General features: G+C 62.7%; 20 protein-coding genes. 16 read left to right on the plus strand and 4 right to left on the minus strand.

Translation table 11 applies throughout. The features are described from left to right. Window positions 1-4 precede the first annotated feature (4 nt). The 8 genes from OQE56_RS04510 (at window position 5) to OQE56_RS04545 (ending at window position 6955) form a co-directional block, all read left to right on the plus strand. Window positions 5-715, plus strand: a complete 711-nt coding sequence (locus OQE56_RS04510; RefSeq protein WP_267222018.1) for a hypothetical protein — start codon at window positions 5-7, stop codon at window positions 713-715. A 7-nt stretch (window positions 716-722) separates the two neighbouring features. Beyond that, window positions 723-1694 (plus strand): ATP-grasp domain-containing protein, encoded by a 972-nt coding sequence (locus OQE56_RS04515; protein WP_267222019.1) that lies wholly within the window; start codon window positions 723-725, stop codon window positions 1692-1694. Window positions 1695-2101: 407 nt separating this feature from the next. Next, entirely contained in the window at window positions 2102-2887 is a 786-nt protein-coding gene (rsgA, locus tag OQE56_RS04520; RefSeq protein ID WP_267222021.1) for a GTPase RsgA, read from the plus strand. Between the two features lie 118 nt (window positions 2888-3005). Then, window positions 3006-3554: a GNAT family N-acetyltransferase gene (locus tag OQE56_RS04525; protein WP_267222022.1), complete on the plus strand. Its 549-nt coding sequence runs from the start codon at window positions 3006-3008 to the stop codon at window positions 3552-3554. After that, entirely contained in the window at window positions 3551-3946 is a 396-nt protein-coding gene (locus OQE56_RS04530) for a GFA family protein (protein ID WP_267222023.1), read from the plus strand. The genes OQE56_RS04525 and OQE56_RS04530 overlap by 4 nt, the downstream gene beginning before the upstream one ends. A gap of 178 nt (window positions 3947-4124) precedes the next feature. After that, a complete protein-coding gene (locus tag OQE56_RS04535; RefSeq protein ID WP_267222025.1) occupies window positions 4125-5801 on the plus strand; it encodes a methyl-accepting chemotaxis protein in 1677 nt (558 codons plus the stop codon). Window positions 5802-5890: 89 nt separating this feature from the next. Then, on the plus strand, window positions 5891-6136 hold the full coding sequence (locus tag OQE56_RS04540) for a hypothetical protein (RefSeq protein ID WP_267222026.1): 246 nt from the start codon (window positions 5891-5893) through the stop codon (window positions 6134-6136). Window positions 6137-6373: 237 nt separating this feature from the next. After that, a complete protein-coding gene (locus OQE56_RS04545; RefSeq protein WP_267222027.1) occupies window positions 6374-6955 on the plus strand; it encodes an OmpA family protein in 582 nt (193 codons plus the stop codon). A 65-nt stretch (window positions 6956-7020) separates the two neighbouring features. On the opposite strand, the gene OQE56_RS04550 is transcribed toward OQE56_RS04545, so the two are convergent. The 4 genes from OQE56_RS04550 to trxA form a co-directional block, all read right to left on the minus strand. After that, window positions 7021-7800: a hypothetical protein gene (locus OQE56_RS04550; protein ID WP_267222029.1), complete on the minus strand. Its 780-nt coding sequence runs from the start codon at window positions 7798-7800 to the stop codon at window positions 7021-7023. Window positions 7801-8293: 493 nt separating this feature from the next. Continuing rightward, on the minus strand, window positions 8294-9373 hold the full coding sequence (locus OQE56_RS04555; RefSeq protein ID WP_267222031.1) for an acyltransferase family protein: 1080 nt from the start codon (window positions 9371-9373) through the stop codon (window positions 8294-8296). A gap of 70 nt (window positions 9374-9443) precedes the next feature. Further along, a complete protein-coding gene (gene rho, locus OQE56_RS04560; RefSeq protein WP_267222033.1) occupies window positions 9444-11210 on the minus strand; it encodes a transcription termination factor Rho in 1767 nt (588 codons plus the stop codon). A gap of 154 nt (window positions 11211-11364) precedes the next feature. After that, complete coding sequence (trxA, locus tag OQE56_RS04565) at window positions 11365-11691, minus strand: thioredoxin TrxA (RefSeq protein WP_267222035.1); 327 nt, start codon at window positions 11689-11691, stop codon at window positions 11365-11367. A gap of 455 nt (window positions 11692-12146) precedes the next feature. Between trxA and OQE56_RS04570 the strand changes: the two genes are divergently transcribed. The 8 genes from OQE56_RS04570 (at window position 12147) to OQE56_RS04605 (ending at window position 20620) form a co-directional block, all read left to right on the plus strand. Further along, window positions 12147-13868, plus strand: coding sequence for a DEAD/DEAH box helicase (locus tag OQE56_RS04570; RefSeq protein ID WP_267222037.1), 1722 nt, complete (start codon window positions 12147-12149; stop codon window positions 13866-13868). 122 nt (window positions 13869-13990) lie between these two features. Further along, entirely contained in the window at window positions 13991-14668 is a 678-nt protein-coding gene (gene ftsE, locus OQE56_RS04575) for a cell division ATP-binding protein FtsE (protein WP_267222039.1), read from the plus strand. After that, window positions 14665-15651 (plus strand): permease-like cell division protein FtsX, encoded by a 987-nt coding sequence (gene ftsX / locus OQE56_RS04580; protein ID WP_267222041.1) that lies wholly within the window; start codon window positions 14665-14667, stop codon window positions 15649-15651. The genes ftsE and ftsX overlap by 4 nt, the downstream gene beginning before the upstream one ends. 149 nt (window positions 15652-15800) lie before the next feature. Continuing rightward, window positions 15801-16643, plus strand: a complete 843-nt coding sequence (locus OQE56_RS04585; RefSeq protein ID WP_267222043.1) for a response regulator — start codon at window positions 15801-15803, stop codon at window positions 16641-16643. Further along, window positions 16640-17341, plus strand: coding sequence for a uracil-DNA glycosylase (gene ung, locus OQE56_RS04590; RefSeq protein WP_267222045.1), 702 nt, complete (start codon window positions 16640-16642; stop codon window positions 17339-17341). The genes OQE56_RS04585 and ung overlap by 4 nt, the downstream gene beginning before the upstream one ends. A gap of 186 nt (window positions 17342-17527) precedes the next feature. Beyond that, window positions 17528-18385, plus strand: coding sequence for an RNA polymerase sigma factor RpoH (rpoH, locus tag OQE56_RS04595; RefSeq protein ID WP_267222047.1), 858 nt, complete (start codon window positions 17528-17530; stop codon window positions 18383-18385). Window positions 18386-18494: 109 nt separating this feature from the next. After that, window positions 18495-19193, plus strand: a complete 699-nt coding sequence (locus OQE56_RS04600; RefSeq protein WP_267222048.1) for a response regulator transcription factor — start codon at window positions 18495-18497, stop codon at window positions 19191-19193. Then, window positions 19190-20620, plus strand: coding sequence for a sensor histidine kinase (locus OQE56_RS04605; protein ID WP_267222050.1), 1431 nt, complete (start codon window positions 19190-19192; stop codon window positions 20618-20620). The genes OQE56_RS04600 and OQE56_RS04605 overlap by 4 nt, the downstream gene beginning before the upstream one ends. Window positions 20621-20687 lie beyond the last annotated feature (67 nt).

Below are 20687 nucleotides of genomic sequence, written 5' to 3' on the forward strand. Positions count from 1 at the left end.
CGGCATGTTGGTGATCGTTGGCAGCCATCATGATCGGGTGGCCCGCGATCTGGTGGCAGCGTGGGCGCCGGACGCCGCGCTGCTGACCTGCGAGGATCTCTCCACGCGCGGGTGGCGATACCACCTGTGCGACCGCGCCGCCTCCCGTGCCGTGGTGGCGGGGCACGTGTTGCCTGAAAGCGCGATCGACGGTGTCGTGGTGCGGCGTCTGGCCATACTGCCCGACGAGTTGGCCCATGTCGCCGTGGACGACCGCGCTTATGCGGCGGCGGAAATGCACGCGTTCCTGTTCTCCTGGCTATCGAGCCTGACGTGCCCCGTGCTCAACCGGCCCGCAGGAACCTCACTATGCGGACCAGATTGGCGGCCGTTGCAGTGGGTGCACATGGCGAGACTCGCAGGGCTCGACACCGACGTTGTGCATTGCCAGGTTCCCGCCCCTCGCCGTCGCGTGGTGGAAGCACACGTAACGACCAGTGCACCGTGGGAGGTCAACGTGGTGGGGCCGCAGTGCCTTGGTGCGCCGGACGTTCGCTACGAAGCGGCGGCAAAGCGCCTTGCCGCCTTTGCCAACACACCGCTGCTCACCGTGCGCTTCCATGCGGAACGAAGCGCGCCATGCTTTCATTCCGCGAGCTCGTTGCCTGACATGTCGGATGCAAGGCTGGCGCAAGCCGTGCGCGATCACTTCGATGCGTGTCTGGCGCAGGCGTAGACGACCTATGATCCTGCTATGGGGCATTGCATCGGATGGCCCGCTCGCTCAGGTACGTAGCGCGCTTTTGCGTGCCGGCGCGCCGATGGTCTTTCTCGATCAGCAGCGCGTCTTGCAGGACCGGATAGTGCTGTCGCTCGATGACGGGATCCGTGGAAGCCTCCACACCGGTGGCCAGGTGCTGGATCTGTCGGCGGTGACGGCCGTCTATGTTCGCCCTTACGACACGCTGCGCATGCACGCCATGCAGGGTGCGAAGCCCGGCGGCCGGCGGCATCAGCGGGCCTTCGCGTTCGACAACGCGTTGACATCGTGGATAGAGCTGACCCCGGCGCTGGTGGTGAATCGGCCCTCTGCCATGTCGTCAAATCATGCCAAGCCCTATCAGCTGGATTTGATCCGCAAGGCGGGCTTCGCGGTGCCGGATACGCTGGTCACTACCGACCCGGATGCCATCGCCGGCTTCTGGGAGCGCCATCGCCAGGTGATCTACAAGTCGGTTTCCGGCATGAGGAGCATCGTGACCCGATTGGGCGACGAACATCGCGACCGCTTGCACGACGTATCGGCATGTCCCACACAGTTCCAGCAATGCATCGATGGCACTGACTATCGCGTGCATGTCGTGGGGCAGGCAGTGTTCGGCTGTGAAATACGGTCAGAGGCGCACGACTACCGTTACCCGCATCGTCAGTTGGCTGATGTGAGCCTGCATGCGTGCGACATACCTGGTGATATCGCAGATCGATGCCGACAGCTGGCGGCGTCACTGGGCCTGGCGGTGACCGGCATCGATCTGCGCCGCACGCCGGAAGGGGCGTGGTATTGCTTTGAAGCGAATCCATCGCCGGGATTCTCGTACTACGAAGAGTCCACGGGACAGCCGATCAGCGATGCGATAGCCCATGTGCTCATGCAGGGGAGCGTCGGCGGGTTTGCGGCCTTGGGCACGAAGGTGGCCGATCCCGTACACGCGTGAGGACAGTACGCCTCGTCGTCTTTCGATACTCCCGATGCCTGGCTCCCGTCGAGCCACGGTGACTCCGTCAAAGGAGCGAGGAATCATCTTGGTGGGAAAACAGCCTTCTCCGGATTCACGCCCCTCGTCGTATCGATGGCTCATTGAATGATCGCGTATGCGTCAGATCTAACGAAAATAAGTACTTGCACATGCTTCCATGCATGGCTACTCTGCGCGTCCCATCAACCCGGCCACAGGAGGAATAGAACAATGATTGTTGTAGCAGCAGCCTCCGCCGGGTCGACGCGCGTCTGATCGTCTTGCCAGCTCTTCGCTGGCGCGCTTCATCTTTCTGCTTCGCACTCTGGCGATTCGTTCGGCTCCGATCTGGCGGCCGTCGCTCCCCATGCTCTCAGGGTGTTTCCATGTCTTTTCAGACGTTTTCGCTGTACCAGCTCGGCTGGCGGCTTGAGTACGCACAGCATCTGACCCTTGCCGATTTTGAAGCCGGTTATCCCGCGCGTGTCATCGCTGTGCATCGCCATGGCCTTTCGGTGCTTTCCTCGCGCGGTTACGTCTCGGTTGTGTTGCCTCACCACCTTATCGACACAGAGGTGGCCTTAGGCGACTGGGTGCTGGTCGAGCACGATGCACAGCGGGTACTGCGCCTGGTGGAGCGTCGGTCGCTGATCGCACGCGTCATCGAGGGTAGTGATTGCCGGCGCCAGGTGATGGCGGCGAATATCGATACGTTGTTTGTCGTGTCGTCATGCAACGATGACTTCCGCTTGCCGCGTCTCGGGCGCTATCTCACGCTCGCGCTCGATGCCGGTGTCACGCCGGTGATCGTACTGACCAAGGCGGACCAGAGCGCAGCAGTGGATGCCGATGTGGCCCTGGTGGCGAGCCGGATGCCAGGTATCGCCGTGATAGCTGTGAATCTGGGGACACACGATGCGGCGTCGCCGCTGTCGCCATGGCTGGCGCCCGGTCAAACGGTGGCGTTCGCAGGTCCGTCAGGGACGGGCAAGTCCACGCTGGTAAACCACGTGACGGATGACCTCGAGCTGCAGCACGCCGCCGCGCGCGGCATGGTGCCTGCCAGTTCGGGCGCATGGGTGATCGATACCGCGGAGATGCGCGAGCTTTGCTTCAGTGCACCCGAGTGGAATCAGGGCGAAGTGTCCGGCGCGATCGAAGCCTTGGTTTAAGTCACCGTCGAAGGTCGCCCGGATACGGTGGAATCCGGCGCGCGTTGTGGGAGTGGGTGGGCATGACTGGGTTCGGGAAGTTGCCTATAGTGCCGGCGTCGTTCCTCGGGATTGGTCCATGAATACCCCGCTGATCGTGCGCGATGGTCGCCCGGAAGAGTTTCACGCCCTTGGCCAGTTAATGGTCGAGGTGTACAGCGGGTTGCCGGGGTTCCCCACGCAGGCCGAGCAGCCGCGCTATTACGAGATGCTGGCGAACATCGGCGACTTTGCGAGCAAGCCGTCGACGCGTGTGCTGGTGGCGCTCCATAGCGAAGGGCAGTTGCTGGGTGGCGTGGTCTACTTCGGTGACATGGCGCACTACGGGTCCGGCGGCGCGGCGACGTCGGTGACAGATGCGTCGGGCATTCGTCTGTTGGGCGTCCATCCGTCCGCGCGGGGTATGGGTGTGGGCAAGGCGTTGACCGAAGCATGCATTCAGCTCGCCAGGGATCAGCAGCGTGCGCGTGTGGTGCTGCATACTACCGAGGCCATGCGTCTGGCCTGGCGCATGTACGAGCGTCTGGGATTTCAGCGTGCGCTCGATCTGGATTTCATGCAGGGCGCGTTACCCGTGTTTGGATTCAGTCTCGTGTTGCATGCCGATGATCTGGAGGGCGCCGCATGACTCAGCGCGTTGCCACCTGCAGTTGTCGGCAGTTGATGTTGCGCACGACGGAGGAGCCGCTGCGCATCTCCATCTGCCACTGCCATGCCTGTCAGCGCCGCACCGGCAGCGCCTTTGGCGTGCAGGCGCGCTTTCGCGAAGCTGGCGTGGTGATACGCGGCAACGCGACGCAGTATGTGCGCGTGGGTGATACCGGTGGTTCGGCGACCTTCTATTTCTGCCCGGTGTGCGGCGCCACGCTCTATTACCGGCTGGATACCGTAGAAGGCTTGATTGGCGTGCCTGTGGGCGCGTTTGCCAATCCGGCGTTTCCGGCGCCGTCCATCTCGGTGTTCGAAGAATGCATGCATTCGTGGGTGCTGCTGCCCGACGATATGGAGCACGAACGATGATGCCGGCCGGCCGGTTTTAACGTCGGGGCACGCGAGCCCCGCAGTCTCATGGTTGACGCGACAAATGAACCTGGGATCCGCCGCACAGGTGCGTAAATTTTTGCGCATCAAGGAAGGCGAATGAGCGCCGATACCCCTGCCGGGGGGGATTCGACCCTTCTCTCGGGGCATTTTGATCATGCGTTTTACTGTTCGTCTGAAAATCGTCGCGGCCATGGGTATCGCCCTGGCCATCGCTGTTGCCGTTGGTCTGGTCGGTTTGTTTGGCGTGCGTGCCACGTACCTGCTGGTCGATGACATGTATCGCTCCAATGTGCAGGCCATTGTGGCGGTCAGCGACATCCGCACTGCCATCATTGATGACCGGCTGGCCTTAAACCGTTCCATCATCGACCCAAGCCAGCGGACGGCAGTCAAGAAAATCACGGACGACAAAGCACGCCTCGAAGAGGTCTGGCATCGCTATTACCCCGGCATGATTTCTTCGGATGCCGAGCGCGCGTTGGCGCAACAGTTCGAGCAGATCCTCACAAGCACCCAGCCGTTGGTCACCGAGGAAGCCGAGTTGCTCGACGCGGGCAAGACGCAGGAAGGCCGTGCGCTGCACATCGCCAAGACGGCTGATGGTATGAGCAGCGAGACCAAGGCCATCGACCAGCTCATTGCCATCAACGAGAAACAGGCTAAAGGCTCCGCTGAAGCGGCTGCTCTGCGCTACGCGCACACCTGGCAGATAGCGCTGGCAGTGCTGCTGCTTGGTGTGTTGGTGCTGCTCGGGGTAGCCGTGGTGCTGGTACGCGCCGTGACGCGTCCTTTGGACAAGGCACGCGCATTGGCGGGAGCTATTCAGGAAGGCAAGCTCAACAACGCCACCGACATCACTGGAAACGACGAATTCAGCGACACACTGCGTTCTCTGGATGACATGGATCGCCAACTCACCAGCATCGTCACGCAGGTGCGCGATGTGGCAGAGCAGGTGACCGCGGCGGCACGCGATCTGTCGCAGGGCAACGACGACCTGTCGCAGCGTACGCAGGAGCAGGCCAGTTCACTGGAAGAAACGGCCGCGTCGATGGAGGAACTGTCGGCTACCGTGAAGCAGAACGCCGAAGGCGCAGGCCAGGCCCGCGAAATGGCGCAACGCATGCGCAAGCGTGCCGAAGAAGGTCGCGCGGTGGCGGGTTCCGCGGTGGGCGCCATGCAGGCGATTACCGATGCCAACAAGCAGGTCGGCGATATTGTCGGCATGATCGATGAGATTGCCTTCCAGACCAATCTGCTCGCGCTCAACGCCGCGGTGGAAGCCGCACGCGCGGGCGAACAAGGCCGCGGCTTCGCCGTGGTGGCGACGGAGGTGCGTAACCTCGCCCAGCGCAGCAGCGTGGCGGCGAAGGACATCAAGGTGTTGATCAAGGACACCACGGACAAGGTGTCTGAAGGCGCCGAGCTGGTGCAGCGGACGGGTAGCGCGCTCAACGACATCGCCGGCGATGTGCGCGAGGTAAGCACCATCATCGAAGTGATTGCAGCGGCCTCCGAAGAACAATCCGCCGGCATCGGTCAGGTCAACAACGCGGTCGTCACGTTGGACGAAGTCACCCAGCAGAACGCGGCACTGGTGGAAGAGGCCAGCGCGGCGAGCCGAAACACGCTGGATCTTTCGCAGGTGCTGATGAATCAGGTGTCCTATTTCACCGTGCAGGGTGACGTGGTTGCCGCCAAAACGCCCGCAAGCACGGTGCCGATGGCGGAGCCCGCGAAACGGATGGCGCCGGTAGCTGTGCCTGCGGCCCCGCGCCACCGGGCTCAGGCCGGGCTGGTGACCGCCGGTGACGACTGGACGGAGTTCTGAGGGTTTTCTTTGATGGCATTCAACGCATGGAGCGCTCGCGCGTTCCATGCGAGAACCGCCATTAAGAATGCAAAGGCCAGGGAGCATGCATGCAGGCGAAGGAATTTGATCGATGGGCGAGAACGCGCGGACAGGGCATGCTTCGGTATGTGCTGTTGAGCGGCGTGGTGTGTTACGGCCTGCCCATGTTTCTCATCATGACCTTTCTGATTCCGCATCCGCGCCTGACGACGGCACAGTCAGCCTTCCTGTGGCTGTGTGCGGGCGCAGGCTACGGCGTGGCCATGTGGCTCGTTCAGGAACGCCGTTTTCGCAAGGTACGCAGTCGCTTTTGAACGGCTCGCTTATCAGGTGGCCCGGATGTCACCAAGACGCCATCCGGCACGATGCCGCGTTCATGTGCCGTTTTGTTATCGCGGCGTGTGCACTGGAATTGGACGTCTGATCGTCGCAAACCACTAGCGCCAATTATGCGTTTGCTTGACATGTGACATGGATACTCCTTTGTTGCGACCACGTATGCCGTCGACGGCGGCGGGTGTGCGCGCATCACCCACGAGAGGAGACACGTCATGGCAAGGGTGAGCTCTCGAATCGGTTATGGGTTCGTCGGTGTACTGGTCGTCGCGCTCGGCGGCTGCACGGGTTACGTCAAGCAGACTGATTTTGACGCGGCCATTTCGGAGTTACGCAGCAACGATCAGAAGCAGCAACAGGAGATCGACGCGATAACGCAGGAAATGCATCAGAAGTTCGCACAGTACGACACGCAGATCACGCAGATGGCAGGACGCATCAGCGTCGATACGATCGCGCATTTCGATACAAACCAATCCACCTTGCGCGATGAAGACAAGAAACGTCTCGACGATTACGCCAAGGTCATGCGCGAGCACCATGCCGATGCGGTGATTACCGCCGAAGGTTTTACCGATCCATCGGGCAGTGCGGCGCACAACAAGCGTCTGGCGATGCAGCGTGCCGAAGCAGTGCGTGATTACCTGATCAATACCGGCGGGCTCAACGCCAATCAGGTACGTGCCGTGAGCTATGGCGAAGTGAAGAATCGCCAGGTGGTGCCCGGTGCGCATGGCGACAAGGGACAGGCCAATCGGCGTGTAGCGCTGGTGACGGATTTCGCTGGCAGCACGTGAGCGGCAGAGGGTGATCCGTAACGACAGAGGGCGCCTGGCGGCGCCCTCTGTGTTTGGCGTGGGTGTTACTTGCTGCTGGCTTTATAGGTGAGATCAGCGCTGTAACTGTCGATATGCGAGCTTTGTTCCTGGATCGTGTCATTGAGCGATTTGCGCATGGCCTGGGCGTCCGCCTTTCCATAGGCGTTCTCCATCATGGTCCATAGCGGGGTGTCGGGGTCTTTGCCCAGATCTGCCCAGGTTTTGGCGGGCAGCAGTACGACGAAGTCAGCTGAGCCCTGACCTGCATCGAGCACCTCGCCTACGGCGAAGTTGTTTGGCCATTTGGTTTTCTCGGCACCGGCCGTGATTTTCTTCGCGATGTCGAGGAAAGTCGCATGGGCTTCGTGGCCTGGCTTGAGCTTGAAATAGATCACTTCGAGGTAGGGCTGGTTGAGCGTTGTGCCCTTGGCCAGATGGCTCAACTCCGGAAGCGCTTTGAAGAAGGCGCTGGTTTCGCTCTTCAGATGCGGGTTGATGTCGTTACGAAGAGAACTGTCGCAGGCTTTGCCCGCAGTGCGCATGGCATCGAAGGCGGACCACGGTAGCGGATCGGTGACATAGGAGTAGGCGTAGGTATCGCCTGTTTCATGCGTCCACGCGTGCCAGCTGTATTTGAAGCCGTGCTGGCTCAGGCACTGGTTGAAGCTCTTGATGCCTGCCTCGTACGCGGCCTGATCGGAGGGTGCGACGATATCGGTGTAATCGCGCACGACGGTGACTTTGTTGCTGTCGTCGGCGGCCATGACGGCGCCTGCGCACGACAGCGCAAACGCTACAGCCAGGCAAAGAGTAGAAGTTTTCATGAGATCTCCTTCGGAGCGATGCCCCGCTTGGCATGGAGTGGCGCACGCGCGAAGCAACCGCACCGTGCGTGTCGTGGCCGGCTGTGCAAGACAGGAGTGTTCAGGTGCGCCAACGGCATGCCGTGGATATGCCGGTAAGCAGGTGTGGCGGCGCATGACATGGTCCGGTCCGGTCGTCGACGAATCAGGTCACGCGCGCAACGCAGCGGGGTCGCCCGCGGCGTTGGGTGGACCTGTGCTGAGTAACACCGGGCGGTGCGGCGAATGTGGATGCTTCGCAGGCGGCTGGGAATACGCCAAACGGGCTAGAACCTGTCAGATGGCGCTATCGGGCCACCCGGTGTTACCGGTGAACGGGTGCGTGGCGGCGGCGAAACCCATCGGCAAGTCGTCGCCGCGCCACCAAACGACCAAGGCCGCCCAAAGGCGGCCTTGGTGATACGAGCGAGACAGGGCGTTACCGCTTCATCGCGCGTAGGTCTGGTGCCTGACATCAAGGCGTGGCGTCAGGAAACCACCGGCGGAGACGGCTCTTGAGGGCCAGTGCGGGTGCCTCAACGGTATGCCAGGAACACCAGCCGAGCAGCACCGTGCCGGCCAGCGCGACGGCGGTGGTCGTGACGTAAGTGGGTGTGGCTGGCCAAACGCGTACGGTCAGCTGCTGCACGAAGTACGCATACAGATAGATGCCATAGGAGAGGTCCCCGAACCGGGCCGCGGAGCGGAGGCCCGGCGTACTTTTGGCACCAAACCACAGGGTGAAGGGCGACATGATGGCCCAGGCGATAAGCGGAGCCTGGCGCGTCAGCACGCCGATAACGACGCAAACCACGCCTGCACCAAGCAGCAACCAGCGATACCGGCGGATTTCATCGGGGAACTGTCGCGCGCACACGCCGATAAAGAAAAACGCGCTGTAGAAATAGCAAAGGTTGTCGAAGCCGTTGGCCATCGGATGGCCCGGCAACGTCCGCACGTACATGATGGCAACGGCGGCCAGCGCAAGCAGAGAGAACACTCGCCGCCGCATGCCGATGGCGCCGAGTACGGCGACGTAGGCATAGCATTTGGCTTCGACAGGAATAGTCCACCAGCTGCCATTGACCGCCGAAAGCGCGGAGTCAGGCGATGTACTGGTGAACACGCCCGGTAACCCGTAAATGGGGCGCAGCTGCAGATTGAAGGTAATGAATCGGCGCACATCGCGGCCCAGATAATCGTGCAAGGGCAGCGAGGTAACGGCGGCGCAGGCAAGCGCAACGAACAGGGTGGCGACCGCCAGTGCGGGCCAGATGCGCAGAAAACGGCGCATGGCGAAACGCATGAGATGCGGGTCGTGATACCAGCTTTCCGTCACCAGGTAGCCGCTCATCACAAAGAACATGGCTACCGCGATGCTGCCGAGCGTCAATCCGCCGAGCGCGGGCTCGGACATACCGAGCAGCACGAACTGATGGGAGATCAGCACCATCAGGGACGCCACAAGGCGCAAACCATCGTAGTTGTTGCTGTGCATGCCGGACGGAGGCAAGGCGTCCGTAGCAATCGATAGACGTCCCTGTGGGGCTTTCAAGCAAACCTCTTGCCGCTGGCCTGGATAAGGATGGGCATAAGAAAAGGGCCGGTAAGACCGGCCCGTTCTTTCAGCGCTTCATGGAATTGAAGAACTCGTCGTTGGACTTGGTGTTCTTCATCTTGTCGAGCATGAACTCCATCGCTGCCAGCTCGTCCATCGGATGCAGCAGCTTGCGCAGGATCCAGATCTTGGAGAGCAGGTCTGGCTCGATCAGCAGATCCTCGCGGCGAGTGCCGGAGCGATTGATGTCGATCGCCGGGTACACGCGCTTTTCGGAGATACGGCGGCTCAGGTGCACTTCCATGTTGCCGGTGCCCTTGAACTCTTCGTAGATCACCTCGTCCATCTTGCTGCCGGTGTCGGTCAGCGCGGTGGCGATGATGGTCAGGCTGCCGCCTTCTTCCACGTTACGAGCCGCACCAAAGAAGCGCTTCGGGCGCTGCAGCGCGTTGGCGTCCACACCACCGGTGAGCACCTTGCCGGAGCTCGGCACCACGGTGTTGTAGGCGCGGGCGAGACGCGTGATGGAGTCGAGCAGGATGACGACGTCCTTCTTGTGCTCGACCAGGCGCTTGGCGCGCTCGATCACCATTTCGGCAACCTGCACGTGGCGCACGGCCGGCTCGTCGAAGGTGGAGGAGATCACTTCCGCACGCACGGTACGGGCGATTTCCGTCACTTCTTCCGGGCGCTCATCGATCAACAGCATGATCAGATGGACGTCCGGGTGGTTGTACTGAATGGCCTGCGCGACGTTCTGCAGCATCATCGTCTTACCGGACTTCGGCTGGGAGACGATGAGACCGCGCTGGCCACGACCCACAGGCGCCACCAGGTCCAGAATGCGGCCGGTGATGTCTTCGGTGGAGCCGTTGCCGCGCTCGAGCTTGAATGCCTTGCGCGGGAACAGCGGCGTCAGGTTCTCGAACAGCATCTTGTTCTTCGACGCCTCCGGCGGATCGCCGTTGATGTCGTCGACCTTGAGCATGGCGAAGTAACGCTCGCCTTCCTTCGGATGGCGCACGCGTCCGGTGATGTAATCGCCGGTGCGCAGGTTGAAGCGGCGGATCTGGCTGGGCGAGACGTAGATATCGTCCGGGCCGGCCAGGTAGGACTCGTCGGCCGAGCGCAGGAAGCCGAAGCCGTCCTGCAGAATTTCCAGCACGCCTTCGGCCCAGATGCCGCCGCCGGAGCGGGCGTGCGCCTTCAGGATCGAGAAGATCACGTCCTGCTTGCGGGCGCGGGCGACGCCTTCCTGGATACCGAGCGATTCGGCGAATTCCAGCAGCTGGAACGCGTTCTTGCGCTTGAGCTCAGTGAGATTGATCAGGCGATCATTGCTGCCGGCATCGGCGTAGTCGTCGTCCACCGGCAAGCCATTGTTGCTGCGCTGGTGCTGCTGACCACCACCACCACCGCCGCCACCCGGGCCGCGCTGCTGATTGCGTTCGTGGCGGCGCCGACGGCCACGGCCGTCACGGTCATTGCGGTTGTTGAAGCCACCCTGGCCCTGGTTGCCGCCACCCTGCTGGCCACCCTCGCGGGCTTCCTGCTGCGGGCGCTGGCCGCCATCGCCGGACGGCGTGAAGTCGGCGGAAGGTGCAGCGGCCGGGGCCGGCGGCTCAGCCGGCGGGGCGGCGCGTTCTGCGCGTTCGACGCGTTCGACGGGCGGCAGTGGCGGCATGTCGAACTGCGCTTGCTTCTCGGCCTTCGCCTCGGCGGCTGCGGCAGCAGCGGCGGCGGACCGGCGCGGAGCGCGAGTGCGGGTTTCTGCCACAGGTTTGGCTTCGGCGCCTTTGGCGTCGTTCGTTTCTTTGCTTTCGATATCAGACACGGGCAAACCTCTGCGGGGCGCCGTTGATGAACAGGAGGGAAGGTGTGTTGCGCGGACGGCGCGGGGGACAGGACAGTCCCGACGGACACACGAAATCTAGCACCCGATCTGCGGCGCAGTAAAGCGCCGCAGTGGGCAAAATTCAGAAAAGTTCTTAGATGGTCTTGTCGATCATCTGGGCCAGCTGGCCCTTGCTTACGGCGCCGATCTGGGTGGCTTCGACCTTGCCGTTCTTGAACACCATCAGCGTGGGAATGCCACGGACGCCGTAAGTGCGGGGCGTCTTCTGGTTGTGGTCGATATTGATCTTGGCGATGCGCAGCTTGCCCTGATACTGCTGGGCCAGTTCGTCGAGGATCGGTGCGATGGCCTTGCACGGGCCACACCATTCAGCCCAGAAATCCAGCAGCACCGGGGTATCGGACTTCAGCACTTCTTGCTCGAAGGCATCGTCGCTCACATGGGTAATCAGATCGCTCACCGGGTTCTCCGAAGGTAGGCGGGTAAAGGGTTTCACGACCGCGCGCCCAGCATCGGCTACACTGGGGCGCCCATGATGCGCGGGGTCGTACCGTATAAGGAAGGCTGGTGCCGTTGCGGCAGGCCTCCATTCCAGCGTAACTCGGGGCGCGATTCAAGCGATTCAAGGGCGGCTACGGACGGTTCCGTTGACATAGGTGAAAGGGTTTTCCTTGAGGAACAGGGTGTTAGCGCCCATAGTCCTTTGACCTATGCCAGCGGAGCTGTCGAATACCGCCGCTCCCTCCGGCGCTAGCCACGGCAACGTGTCATCCGCACGCGAGACCCTCGGGGTTCCGCCTGCCGGCACGCGCTCCGGCCGCGCCGACCATCCACCCGTTCCTTGTAGCGTCTCATCAGCAAGGAGCCAGGCGGCCGCCTCTGGCGCTGCCTCTATCGATATTCATCATTCAAACAATGTCCCAAACCGTACTCACCGACACGTTCTTCACCAATTTCGATCTCCACCCACTGCTGCAGAAAGGCCTCGACGACGCAGGCTTCACCCGCTGCACGCCGATCCAGGCACTGACCCTGCCCATGGCGCTGACGGGCCGCGATGTCGCTGGCCAGGCTCAGACCGGCACCGGCAAGACCTGCGCCTTCCTCGTCGCCCTGATGAATCGCCTGCTGACCACGCCGGCGGTAGCCGAGCGCAAGGACAGCGATCCGCGCGCCCTCGTCATCGCACCGACGCGTGAGCTGGCGATCCAGATCGAGAAAGACGCCAAGTCCATTGGCCGCCACACTGGCCTGCGCACCGCGCTGATTTACGGCGGCGTCGACTACGACAAGCAGCGCCAGCAGCTCAAGGATGGTTGCGACATCATCATCGCCACGCCGGGCCGCCTGCTGGATTACTTCAAGCAGCACGTGTTCAGCCTCGACGCCGTCGAAGTGATGGTGATCGACGAGGCGGACCGCATGTTCGATCTCGGCTTCATCAAGGATGTGCGCTTCATCTTCCGCCGTCTGCCGGCGCGCGAGCAGCGCCAGGTGCTGCTGTTCTCCGCGACGCTCAGCCATCGCGTGCTGGAGCTGGCCTACGAGCACATGCACAACGCCGAGAAGCTGGTGGTGGAGACGGAAAATGTCACCGCCGACCGCGTGCGTCAGGTCGTCTACTTCCCCGCGAAGGAAGAAAAGATGCCGCTGCTGCTCAACTTGCTTGAGCGCACCAGCCCCACGCGCAGCATCATCTTCGTTAACACCAAGGCCGCCGCCGAGCGCATCACCGACCGCGTTAAGCGTCAGGGCTATCGCGTGGGCGCGCTGTCTGGCGACGTGCCGCAGCTGAAGCGTCAGAAGCTGCTGCAGCGTTTCCAGGAAGGCCAGCTAGACATGCTGGTGTGCACCGATGTCGCTGCGCGCGGCCTGCACATTCCGGCGGTGAGCCACGTGTTCAACTACGACCTGCCGCAGGACGCCGAAGACTACGTGCACCGCATCGGCCGTACCGCGCGCCTCGGCGCCGAAGGCGATGCGATCAGCTTTGCCTGCGATCTCTATGCCATGTCGTTGCCGGATATCGAAACGTATATCAGCCAGCGCATTCCGGTGGCGAACATCGAGCCGGAGATGCTGGTGATGCCGAAGCCGCGCGAGCAGGACGCCCAGTACATGGCCGATGTGGCCGCCGACAGCGCCGCGTTCGGCGACAAGGTCGAGTCGCGTGAGAAGGAAGGGTCTTCGCGCCGTGGTCCGCGCGACCGTGGCGGCCGTGGCCGCGACGGCGACCGCCCGCGCAGCGACAAGCCGCGTGAACCGCGCAAGCCGCGCGCTGAGGCCGGGGCCGAGGAAGTGGCTGCCGCATCGACGGTTGTCGCGCCGGCTTCCGAACCGGCACCGGGTGAGTTGGCTGATGGCGTGGCGCGCAAGCGTCGTCGTCGCCGCGGCGGCCGCAACCGTCGCCGCGAGGGTGATGCACCGGCCATGGACGCCGCCGCCAATAGCTCCGGCGACAACAATCGTGCACCGCGTGGCGATCATCGTTCGTCGCGCGAGCGTGGTGGCGCGGAGAACAATCACTCGCGTCCGTCCCGTCAGGTGGCGATCAAGTCGGGCAAGCCAACGGAGCCGACAGCGCCCCAGAAGGTGGGCTTCTTCCGTCGGCTGAGCCGCTTCTTCACCGGCCGCTGAGTGGCCGCGCACTTACCTAAGGCTGTCGTGGGCTGAATCCACGACAGTCTGACTGTACAAAGCGCCTGACCTTCACGCGTGCATCCCTTATCCTTGGGCGTATCCAGGATCGGGGACACGCGGTGATCCGCTTCGACCAAGTCAGCAAACGCTATGAAGGTGGCCACGAGGCCCTTTCGCAACTCTCCTTCGAGGTAGCTGCGGGCGAGATGGCCTTCGTGACGGGCCATTCGGGTGCCGGCAAGAGCACCTTGCTCAAGCTGCTCGGCCTGATCGAGCGCCCTTCGCATGGCGTGATCACGCTTGAGGGCCAGAACATGGCCAAGATCGGCCGCGGCGGCATTCCCAAATTGCGCCGCCGGTTAGGCATGGTCTTCCAGGACCATCGCCTGCTGATGGATCGCACCGTGTTTGCCAACGTCGAGCTGCCGCTGATGATCGGCGGCATGGCACCCAACGAGCGGGCCAAGCGCGTGCGGGCGGCGCTGGAGAAAGTGGGTCTGCTTTCCTATGAGCGGCAGTTGCCGGCCACGCTGTCTGCCGGCGAGCAGCAGCGCGTGGGTATTGCCCGCGCCATTGTGGCCAAGCCGATGCTGCTGATCGCCGACGAACCCACCGGCAATCTCGATCCCACGCTGGCGGTGGAGATCATGAGTCTCTTCGCCGAATTTCAGAGTGTCGGGACAACCGTGCTGATCGCCAGTCACGATCTGCCGTTGATCAAGAAAATGAAGAAGCGCGTGATCGTGCTCGACCACGGTCGGCTGGTCGCTGACGTGGCCGCCCAGGAGGTGCTATGAGCACGCAGCCCGAGTTTCCGATGGAAAGCCCGCTGCTCTCCGACCAGTCGCGCGGCATTCGCACCAAAGCCAGGCCGGTGGCGAGCTGGCGTGAACACCATGGCTGGAGCGCAGCAGCCAGCTTGCGCCGCCTGATGTCGCGCCCGGTCGGCACCTTGCTCACCGTGGCCGTCATGGCTATCGCGTTGGCGCTCCCGCTCACCTTCTATCTGTTGCTGGGCAATGTGCAGAAGATGGGCGAGGCGCTCGGTCAGAACCAGACCGTCAGCGTGTTCCTGCAGCCGGGGCAGAGCGGTTCCTCGGCTGACCTGATGGCCAAGAAGCTGCGCGATCGCGCCGACGTGGCATCGGTCAAAGTGAAGACGCCCGACCAGGGCATGGACGAGCTGGCCAAGATGCAGGGCTTCTCTGGCGCGCTGCATACGCTGGACGCCAACCCGCTGCCCTTTGTGCTCGAAGTGCTGCCCAGGACCGACGTGAATGCGGACGGTGTCGATCGCCTGGTGGCCGACATGCGCGGCCTGCAAGGTGTGGATCAGGTGCAGGACAGCGGCACCTGGCGCCAGCGGCTGGAGGCCTTGCTCGGGGTAGGTGAGCGTGCGGTGTTAATTCTGGCTGGGCTGCTCGCCGTGGCGGTGCTGCTGGTGGTGGGCAACACCGTGCGCGTGGACATCGCCAGCCGCAGCGAAGAAATTGGCGTGCTGATGCTGGTCGGCGCCAGCCGGGCGTTTGTCCGTCGTCCTTATCTTTATGCAGGCATCTGGTACGGGCTGTTCGCCGGGGTGCTGGCGGCGGGTTTTGCGGTGCTGGTGGAACTGGCGTTGGCCGAACCGGTGGCCAAACTGGGTCAGGCTTACGCCGGTAAGTTGCAGATCGATGTGCTCCCTCCCTGGTTGTTGGCCTCGGTGCCGGTGGCGGCGGCCTTCCTGGGTTGGCTGGGCGCGCGCCTGGTCAGTGCCTGGCAGCTGCGCAAGGCCGCGTGAACCGTGCGCCGGCTCACGTCCCGCTAGTGAGTGTCATGACAGGGTGGGATGGCTGGTGCAAGCTGCCGGCCATGGGAAACACGGTGCGGGCAGGTTGCACCGGATGCGCCGCCGGAAGGGAGCGCCGGCCAACACGTGGGTAACTGGGGATGAGTACGAGTTTCAGCAGTCGAGTGGTAGGAACGGCGCCCAAAGTACTCGTGGTGGACGGCTCCAAAGTGGTGCGCCAGTTGATCACGCGGGTGCTGAAGGCCGAGCTGCCTGAGGCAGAAGCGATTGGCGCGGGCAGCGGTGCAGAAGCCAAGGAGCTGCTGGAAACCGGCGCGTTCGATTTCATCACCATCGCGTTGCGCCTGCCCGATATGGATGGGTTGGAGCTCGCGCGCCACGTGCGCGAATCCGCGGCGCAGGCATACGTTCCCGTCGTGGTGGTGTCCGGCGATGTCGACGGGCGCTTGCACAGCCGCACGCTGGGCGAGCACGTTACCGATTACTTCGACAAGTCACTGGGATTCCAGGCGCTTGCGGAGTTCATTCGTGGCTATGTGCGCCCGGCGGAGTCGGCCGAGGGCGAAGTGCTGTACGTGGAAGACAGTCGCGTGGTCGCGCTGGCCACTCGCCGTATCCTGGAAAAACACGGTCTCACCGTGCATCACGTGGTCAGCGTCGAGGACGCGCTGGTGTTGCTCGACAAGGCGAAGGATCAGGGCAAGGTGGGTGCGGACATCGTGCTCACCGACGTCAGCCTCAAAGGCGAACTCACCGGTGGCGATCTGCTGGAGCGGATTCGTCGCGAATACAGTTACGGCAAGGGTCGTTTGCCTGTGCTGGTGATGACCGGCGACGAGAATCCGGCCAACCAGGCTGCGCTGCTGCGCGCCGGTGCCAACGATCTGGTCGAAAAGCCGATCGAAGAAAAACTGCTGATGACGAAGCTGCTGTTCCAGTTGCGCGTGTCGCAGCATCTGCGCGAACACGACGAGGCAGCATGACCGAGGACAAGATCAAGCTTGAGCCGTCATGGAAGGCGCGCATTGGGGATTACCTGATGCGGCCGGACATGCAGGCTCTCGGCGAATTCCTGCGTGCGGAAAAACAGGCGGGCAAAGTGGTCTATCCGCCCGGGCCGGAGATCTTTTCCGCGTTCGATCACACGCCGTTTGATGACGTGCGGGTGGTGATCCTGGGACAAGACCCCTACCACGGTCCTAACCAGGCCCATGGTCTGTGCTTTTCGGTGCGCCCCGGCGTCCCGGCCCCGCCTTCGCTGCAAAACATCTTCAAAGAGATTCACCGGGATCTGGGACTTCGGGCACCCGACCACGGTTGCCTGACCCCATGGGCCGACCGGGGCGTGCTGCTGCTCAATGCCGTGCTCACCGTGCAGCAGAGCATGGCGGCCTCCCACCAGGGCAAGGGCTGGGAGGGGTTCACGGACGCCGCCATCGATGCGCTTAACCGCGAGCGAGAAGGGCTGATCTTCATGCTCTGGGGGTCCTACGCCCAGAAGAAGGGTCAGCTCATCGACAGCCAGCGACATTGTGTTTTGCGATCCGTGCACCCATCTCCTTTGTCAGCGCACCGGGGTTTCATTGGCTGCGGGCACTTCTCGGCCGCCAATCGCTACCTGGAAAGCCGTGGGGTTACCCCCATCGACTGGTCCCTGCCGATGCGCGCCGAGCTCGGTTGAACAGGCTTTTCACGACCCCTGAACCGCCGCGACGGCATAGTGCGACCTCCCCTGGGGTACCTCGCTGGACAGAGGCCCTAAATTCCTGTACTATTCAGTTCATCAAAGGTCCCGGAACCTTTCGGGGCCTTTAGCACTCTCCCTATGCGAGTGCTAATCTGATCCCCTATTCAGGAGGTTCCGCACATGTCTCAAGCTTTGGTGACCGCCAACCTGCCGGTGCCGAGTGTCGTCGGCAGTCTGGATGCCTATATTTCGGCGGTCCATCGGATCCCTGTGCTGACCCAGGACGAAGAGCAGTCGTTGTCGCGCCGCTACAACGAAAAAGAAGACCTGGAGTCTGCCCGCCAGCTGGTGATGTCCCATCTGCGTTTCGTCGTGCACGTGGCCCGCGGTTATAGCGGCTACGGCCTGCAGATGGCCGACCTGATCCAGGAAGGCAACATTGGCCTGATGAAGGCCGTCAAGCGTTTCGACCCGGATCAGGGTGTGCGTCTGGTCAGCTTCGCGGTGCATTGGATTCGTGCCGAAATGCACGAGTTCATCCTGCGCAACTGGCGCATCGTCAAAGTCGCCACGACCAAGGCGCAGCGCAAGCTGTTCTTCAACCTGCGCAAGAGCAAGAAGCGCCTGGGCTGGATGAACGCCGAAGAAGTGCGCACCGTGGCGAAGGACCTGGGCGTGCCGGAAGCGACCGTGCGCGAGATGGAGTCGCGTCTGTCGGGCCGTGACATTGGCTTCGAAGCCCCGGCCGATGCCGAGGATGATGCCAAGCCGGCGCCCGAAGCGTTCCTGATCGACGAAGGCGCCGACCCGTACGAGAACGTGGCTGACGCCGACCAGGCGGACAACCAGCTCGACACGCTGTCGGCTGCGCTGCGGAACCTGGACGAGCGCTCGCGCGACATTATCCAGCGCCGCTGGTTGAACGAAGAAAAGGCTACGTTGCAGGATCTGGCCGATGAGTACGGCGTCTCCGCCGAACGCATTCGTCAGGTCGAGGCCAATGCCATGAAGAAGATGCGCGGCCTCTTCGCCGCGTAATCTTTCCGATCGGCGTAACATGCCAACGGCCCCTCCAGGGGCCGTTTGGCTATGCGGAGACAAGGCTGCCTCCGTATCCTTGGGTCCGGATCTCCACAGCCTTTCCGTCATGCCCCGAGTGCTTGTTATCGAAGACGACGAAGCTACGGCGCGAGAAATCGTCGCCGAGCTTAGTGTGCACGGCATGGTGGCCGATTGGGTGGCCAATGGCCGCGACGGTCTCGCGCACGCGACGCAGCGCGACTACGACCTGGTGACGCTGGATCGTATGTTGCCGGGCATGGATGGCATCGACGTCGTGGCGGAAATGCGCCGGGCCAACGTCGACACGCCGGTGCTAATGATCAGTGCGTTGAGCGATGTGGACGAACGCGTGCGCGGCTTACGCGCCGGCGGCGACGATTACCTGACCAAACCATTTGCGCCCGACGAAATGGCCGCGCGCGCGGAAGTGCTGCTGCGCCGCCGTCAACCACAAGGCGCGCAGCGCCTGCGTGTGGCCGATCTCGAGCTGGATCTGGTGAGCCATGTGGCTTATCGCAATGGCCAGCCGTTGACGTTGCTGCCCACCGAATATCGCCTGCTCGAATTCCTGATGCGTAACTCCGGCCAGGTAGTGACCCGCACGATGATCTTCGAGACAGTGTGGGGCTTTCATTTCGATCCGGGCACCAATGTGATCGACGTGCATATCGCGCGCTTGCGCCGCAAGATCGATGGCGGCGGCCAGACCGCGCTTATCCATACCGTGCGCGGCACCGGTTACATGCTGGCGGCCGCCAGCGAAGCAGCCACGGTGGTGTCATGAGCGGACGTCCTAACGCATGGCACTCGGCCACGTCGCGGCTGATCCTTATCTACGGTGCGCTGTTTACTCTGTGGGGTTCGGTGCTGGTGGGGGTGATTCAGTGGGAAACCACGAATTACCTCAACAAGGTCATCGACCAGATGTTGCAGCAGCGCATGCACTACATGGCGTCGACAGAACCTGATCGTCTGGCAGCGACGGTGGAGGCGGCGTCGGCCATCGATCCGCACGGCATCATGTCAGTGGGTTTGTTCGACAAGGAACATCGTCCGGTGGCGGGCAACATCGACCGCCTGCCGATGTCACTGCCGCAGGATGGTCAGATCCATCTGCTGCAGCATGGTCTGCCGCGTCCGGATCGCGATGCCGAGCGTGTACGTGCACGCGGTCTCGCGACGAAGCTGCCTAATGGCGACATCCTCGTCATTGCAAAGGACATCAGCACCGTTGACGGTATTGGCGCGATCATCCGCCGCGCCCTGCTATGGGGCATTTCGCTCACCATCATTCCCGGTCTGCTGGGCGGCTTCCTGTTGCGCCGCGGACCGGAGAAACGTATTCGCGCGTTGCAGAAAGCGACTGAGCCGATTCGCCAGGGCGATCTTTCCAAACGCTTGCCTGTAAGCCGGCGCGGTGACGAAGTCGATCAGCTGGCGGGCATCGTGAACACCATGCTGGGCGAGATCGAGCGGCTGATGAATGAGGTGAAGGGCGTGTGCGACAACATCGCGCATGACCTGCGTACACCGCTGACCCGTCTGCGTGCGCGTCTCTATCGCACGCAACATCAGTTGGAAGGTCAGCCCGAAGAGGCGCTGGTAGAGGCCTGTCTGGTCGATATCGACGAGGTGCTCACGCGCTTCCGTGCATTGCTTCGTGTATCGGAGCTGGAAGATCGCAACCGGGCGGCCTGCTTCGATGAAGTCGACGTCGGCCAGGTGCTGCGCCAGGTGCATGAGTTCTATGCGCCGGTGGCGGAAGATCGCGGCCAGCCGTTTGAGCTGGACGTGCAGCCGTTGTCGCCCATCCGCGCCGATGCCCATCTTTTGTTCGAAGCGTTGGCCAATCTGGTCGGCAATGCCATCAAGTTCACGCCAGCGGGTGGCAAGGTCAGCCTGCGCGCGAGCATGGATAAGCGCGGGCCGCGCATCGACATCGTCGATAGTGGGCCGGGGATCCCCACCGATGAACGCGAGGCGGTGACGCGCCGTTTCTATCGTGGTGATAACAGCCGAACCACCGCAGGTTCGGGTCTGGGGCTGAGCATCGTCAGCGCCATCGTGCGGTTACACGGATACGCACTCGATATCGGCGAAGCCAGTAGTGGCGCGCGTCTCACGTTGTATTGCTATGCGCTCGCGCCGGGTGAGAAGCCCGGTACTTGCCTGTCGCGCTCTGTGCCAGAAGTCACGCCCGCGATCGTCTGAGGATCGCGTTAGCGGCAACATGAAATTATCTTCATGCGTGCGGATGATCCGCGCGCAAGTGGTGCAT

Origin of the sequence: Dyella silvae, assembly GCF_026421305.1 — a bacterium.
GTDB lineage: Bacteria > Pseudomonadota > Gammaproteobacteria > Xanthomonadales > Rhodanobacteraceae > Dyella > Dyella silvae.

Coding starts and splice junctions, on each gene's coding strand:
- OQE56_RS04510 (WP_267222018.1), top strand. CDS start 5: ATGTTGGTGATCGTTGGCAGCCATCATGATCGGGTGGCCCGCGATCTG.
- OQE56_RS04515 (WP_267222019.1), top strand. CDS start 723: ATGATCCTGCTATGGGGCATTGCATCGGATGGCCCGCTCGCTCAGGTA.
- rsgA (WP_267222021.1), top strand. CDS start 2,102: ATGTCTTTTCAGACGTTTTCGCTGTACCAGCTCGGCTGGCGGCTTGAG.
- OQE56_RS04525 (WP_267222022.1), top strand. CDS start 3,006: ATGAATACCCCGCTGATCGTGCGCGATGGTCGCCCGGAAGAGTTTCAC.
- OQE56_RS04530 (WP_267222023.1), top strand. CDS start 3,551: ATGACTCAGCGCGTTGCCACCTGCAGTTGTCGGCAGTTGATGTTGCGC.
- OQE56_RS04535 (WP_267222025.1), top strand. CDS start 4,125: ATGCGTTTTACTGTTCGTCTGAAAATCGTCGCGGCCATGGGTATCGCC.
- OQE56_RS04540 (WP_267222026.1), top strand. CDS start 5,891: ATGCAGGCGAAGGAATTTGATCGATGGGCGAGAACGCGCGGACAGGGC.
- OQE56_RS04545 (WP_267222027.1), top strand. CDS start 6,374: ATGGCAAGGGTGAGCTCTCGAATCGGTTATGGGTTCGTCGGTGTACTG.
- OQE56_RS04550 (WP_267222029.1), bottom strand. CDS start 7,800: ATGAAAACTTCTACTCTTTGCCTGGCTGTAGCGTTTGCGCTGTCGTGC.
- OQE56_RS04570 (WP_267222037.1), top strand. CDS start 12,147: ATGTCCCAAACCGTACTCACCGACACGTTCTTCACCAATTTCGATCTC.
- ftsX (WP_267222041.1), top strand. CDS start 14,665: ATGAGCACGCAGCCCGAGTTTCCGATGGAAAGCCCGCTGCTCTCCGAC.
- OQE56_RS04585 (WP_267222043.1), top strand. CDS start 15,801: ATGAGTACGAGTTTCAGCAGTCGAGTGGTAGGAACGGCGCCCAAAGTA.
- ung (WP_267222045.1), top strand. CDS start 16,640: ATGACCGAGGACAAGATCAAGCTTGAGCCGTCATGGAAGGCGCGCATT.
- rpoH (WP_267222047.1), top strand. CDS start 17,528: ATGTCTCAAGCTTTGGTGACCGCCAACCTGCCGGTGCCGAGTGTCGTC.
- OQE56_RS04600 (WP_267222048.1), top strand. CDS start 18,495: ATGCCCCGAGTGCTTGTTATCGAAGACGACGAAGCTACGGCGCGAGAA.
- OQE56_RS04605 (WP_267222050.1), top strand. CDS start 19,190: ATGAGCGGACGTCCTAACGCATGGCACTCGGCCACGTCGCGGCTGATC.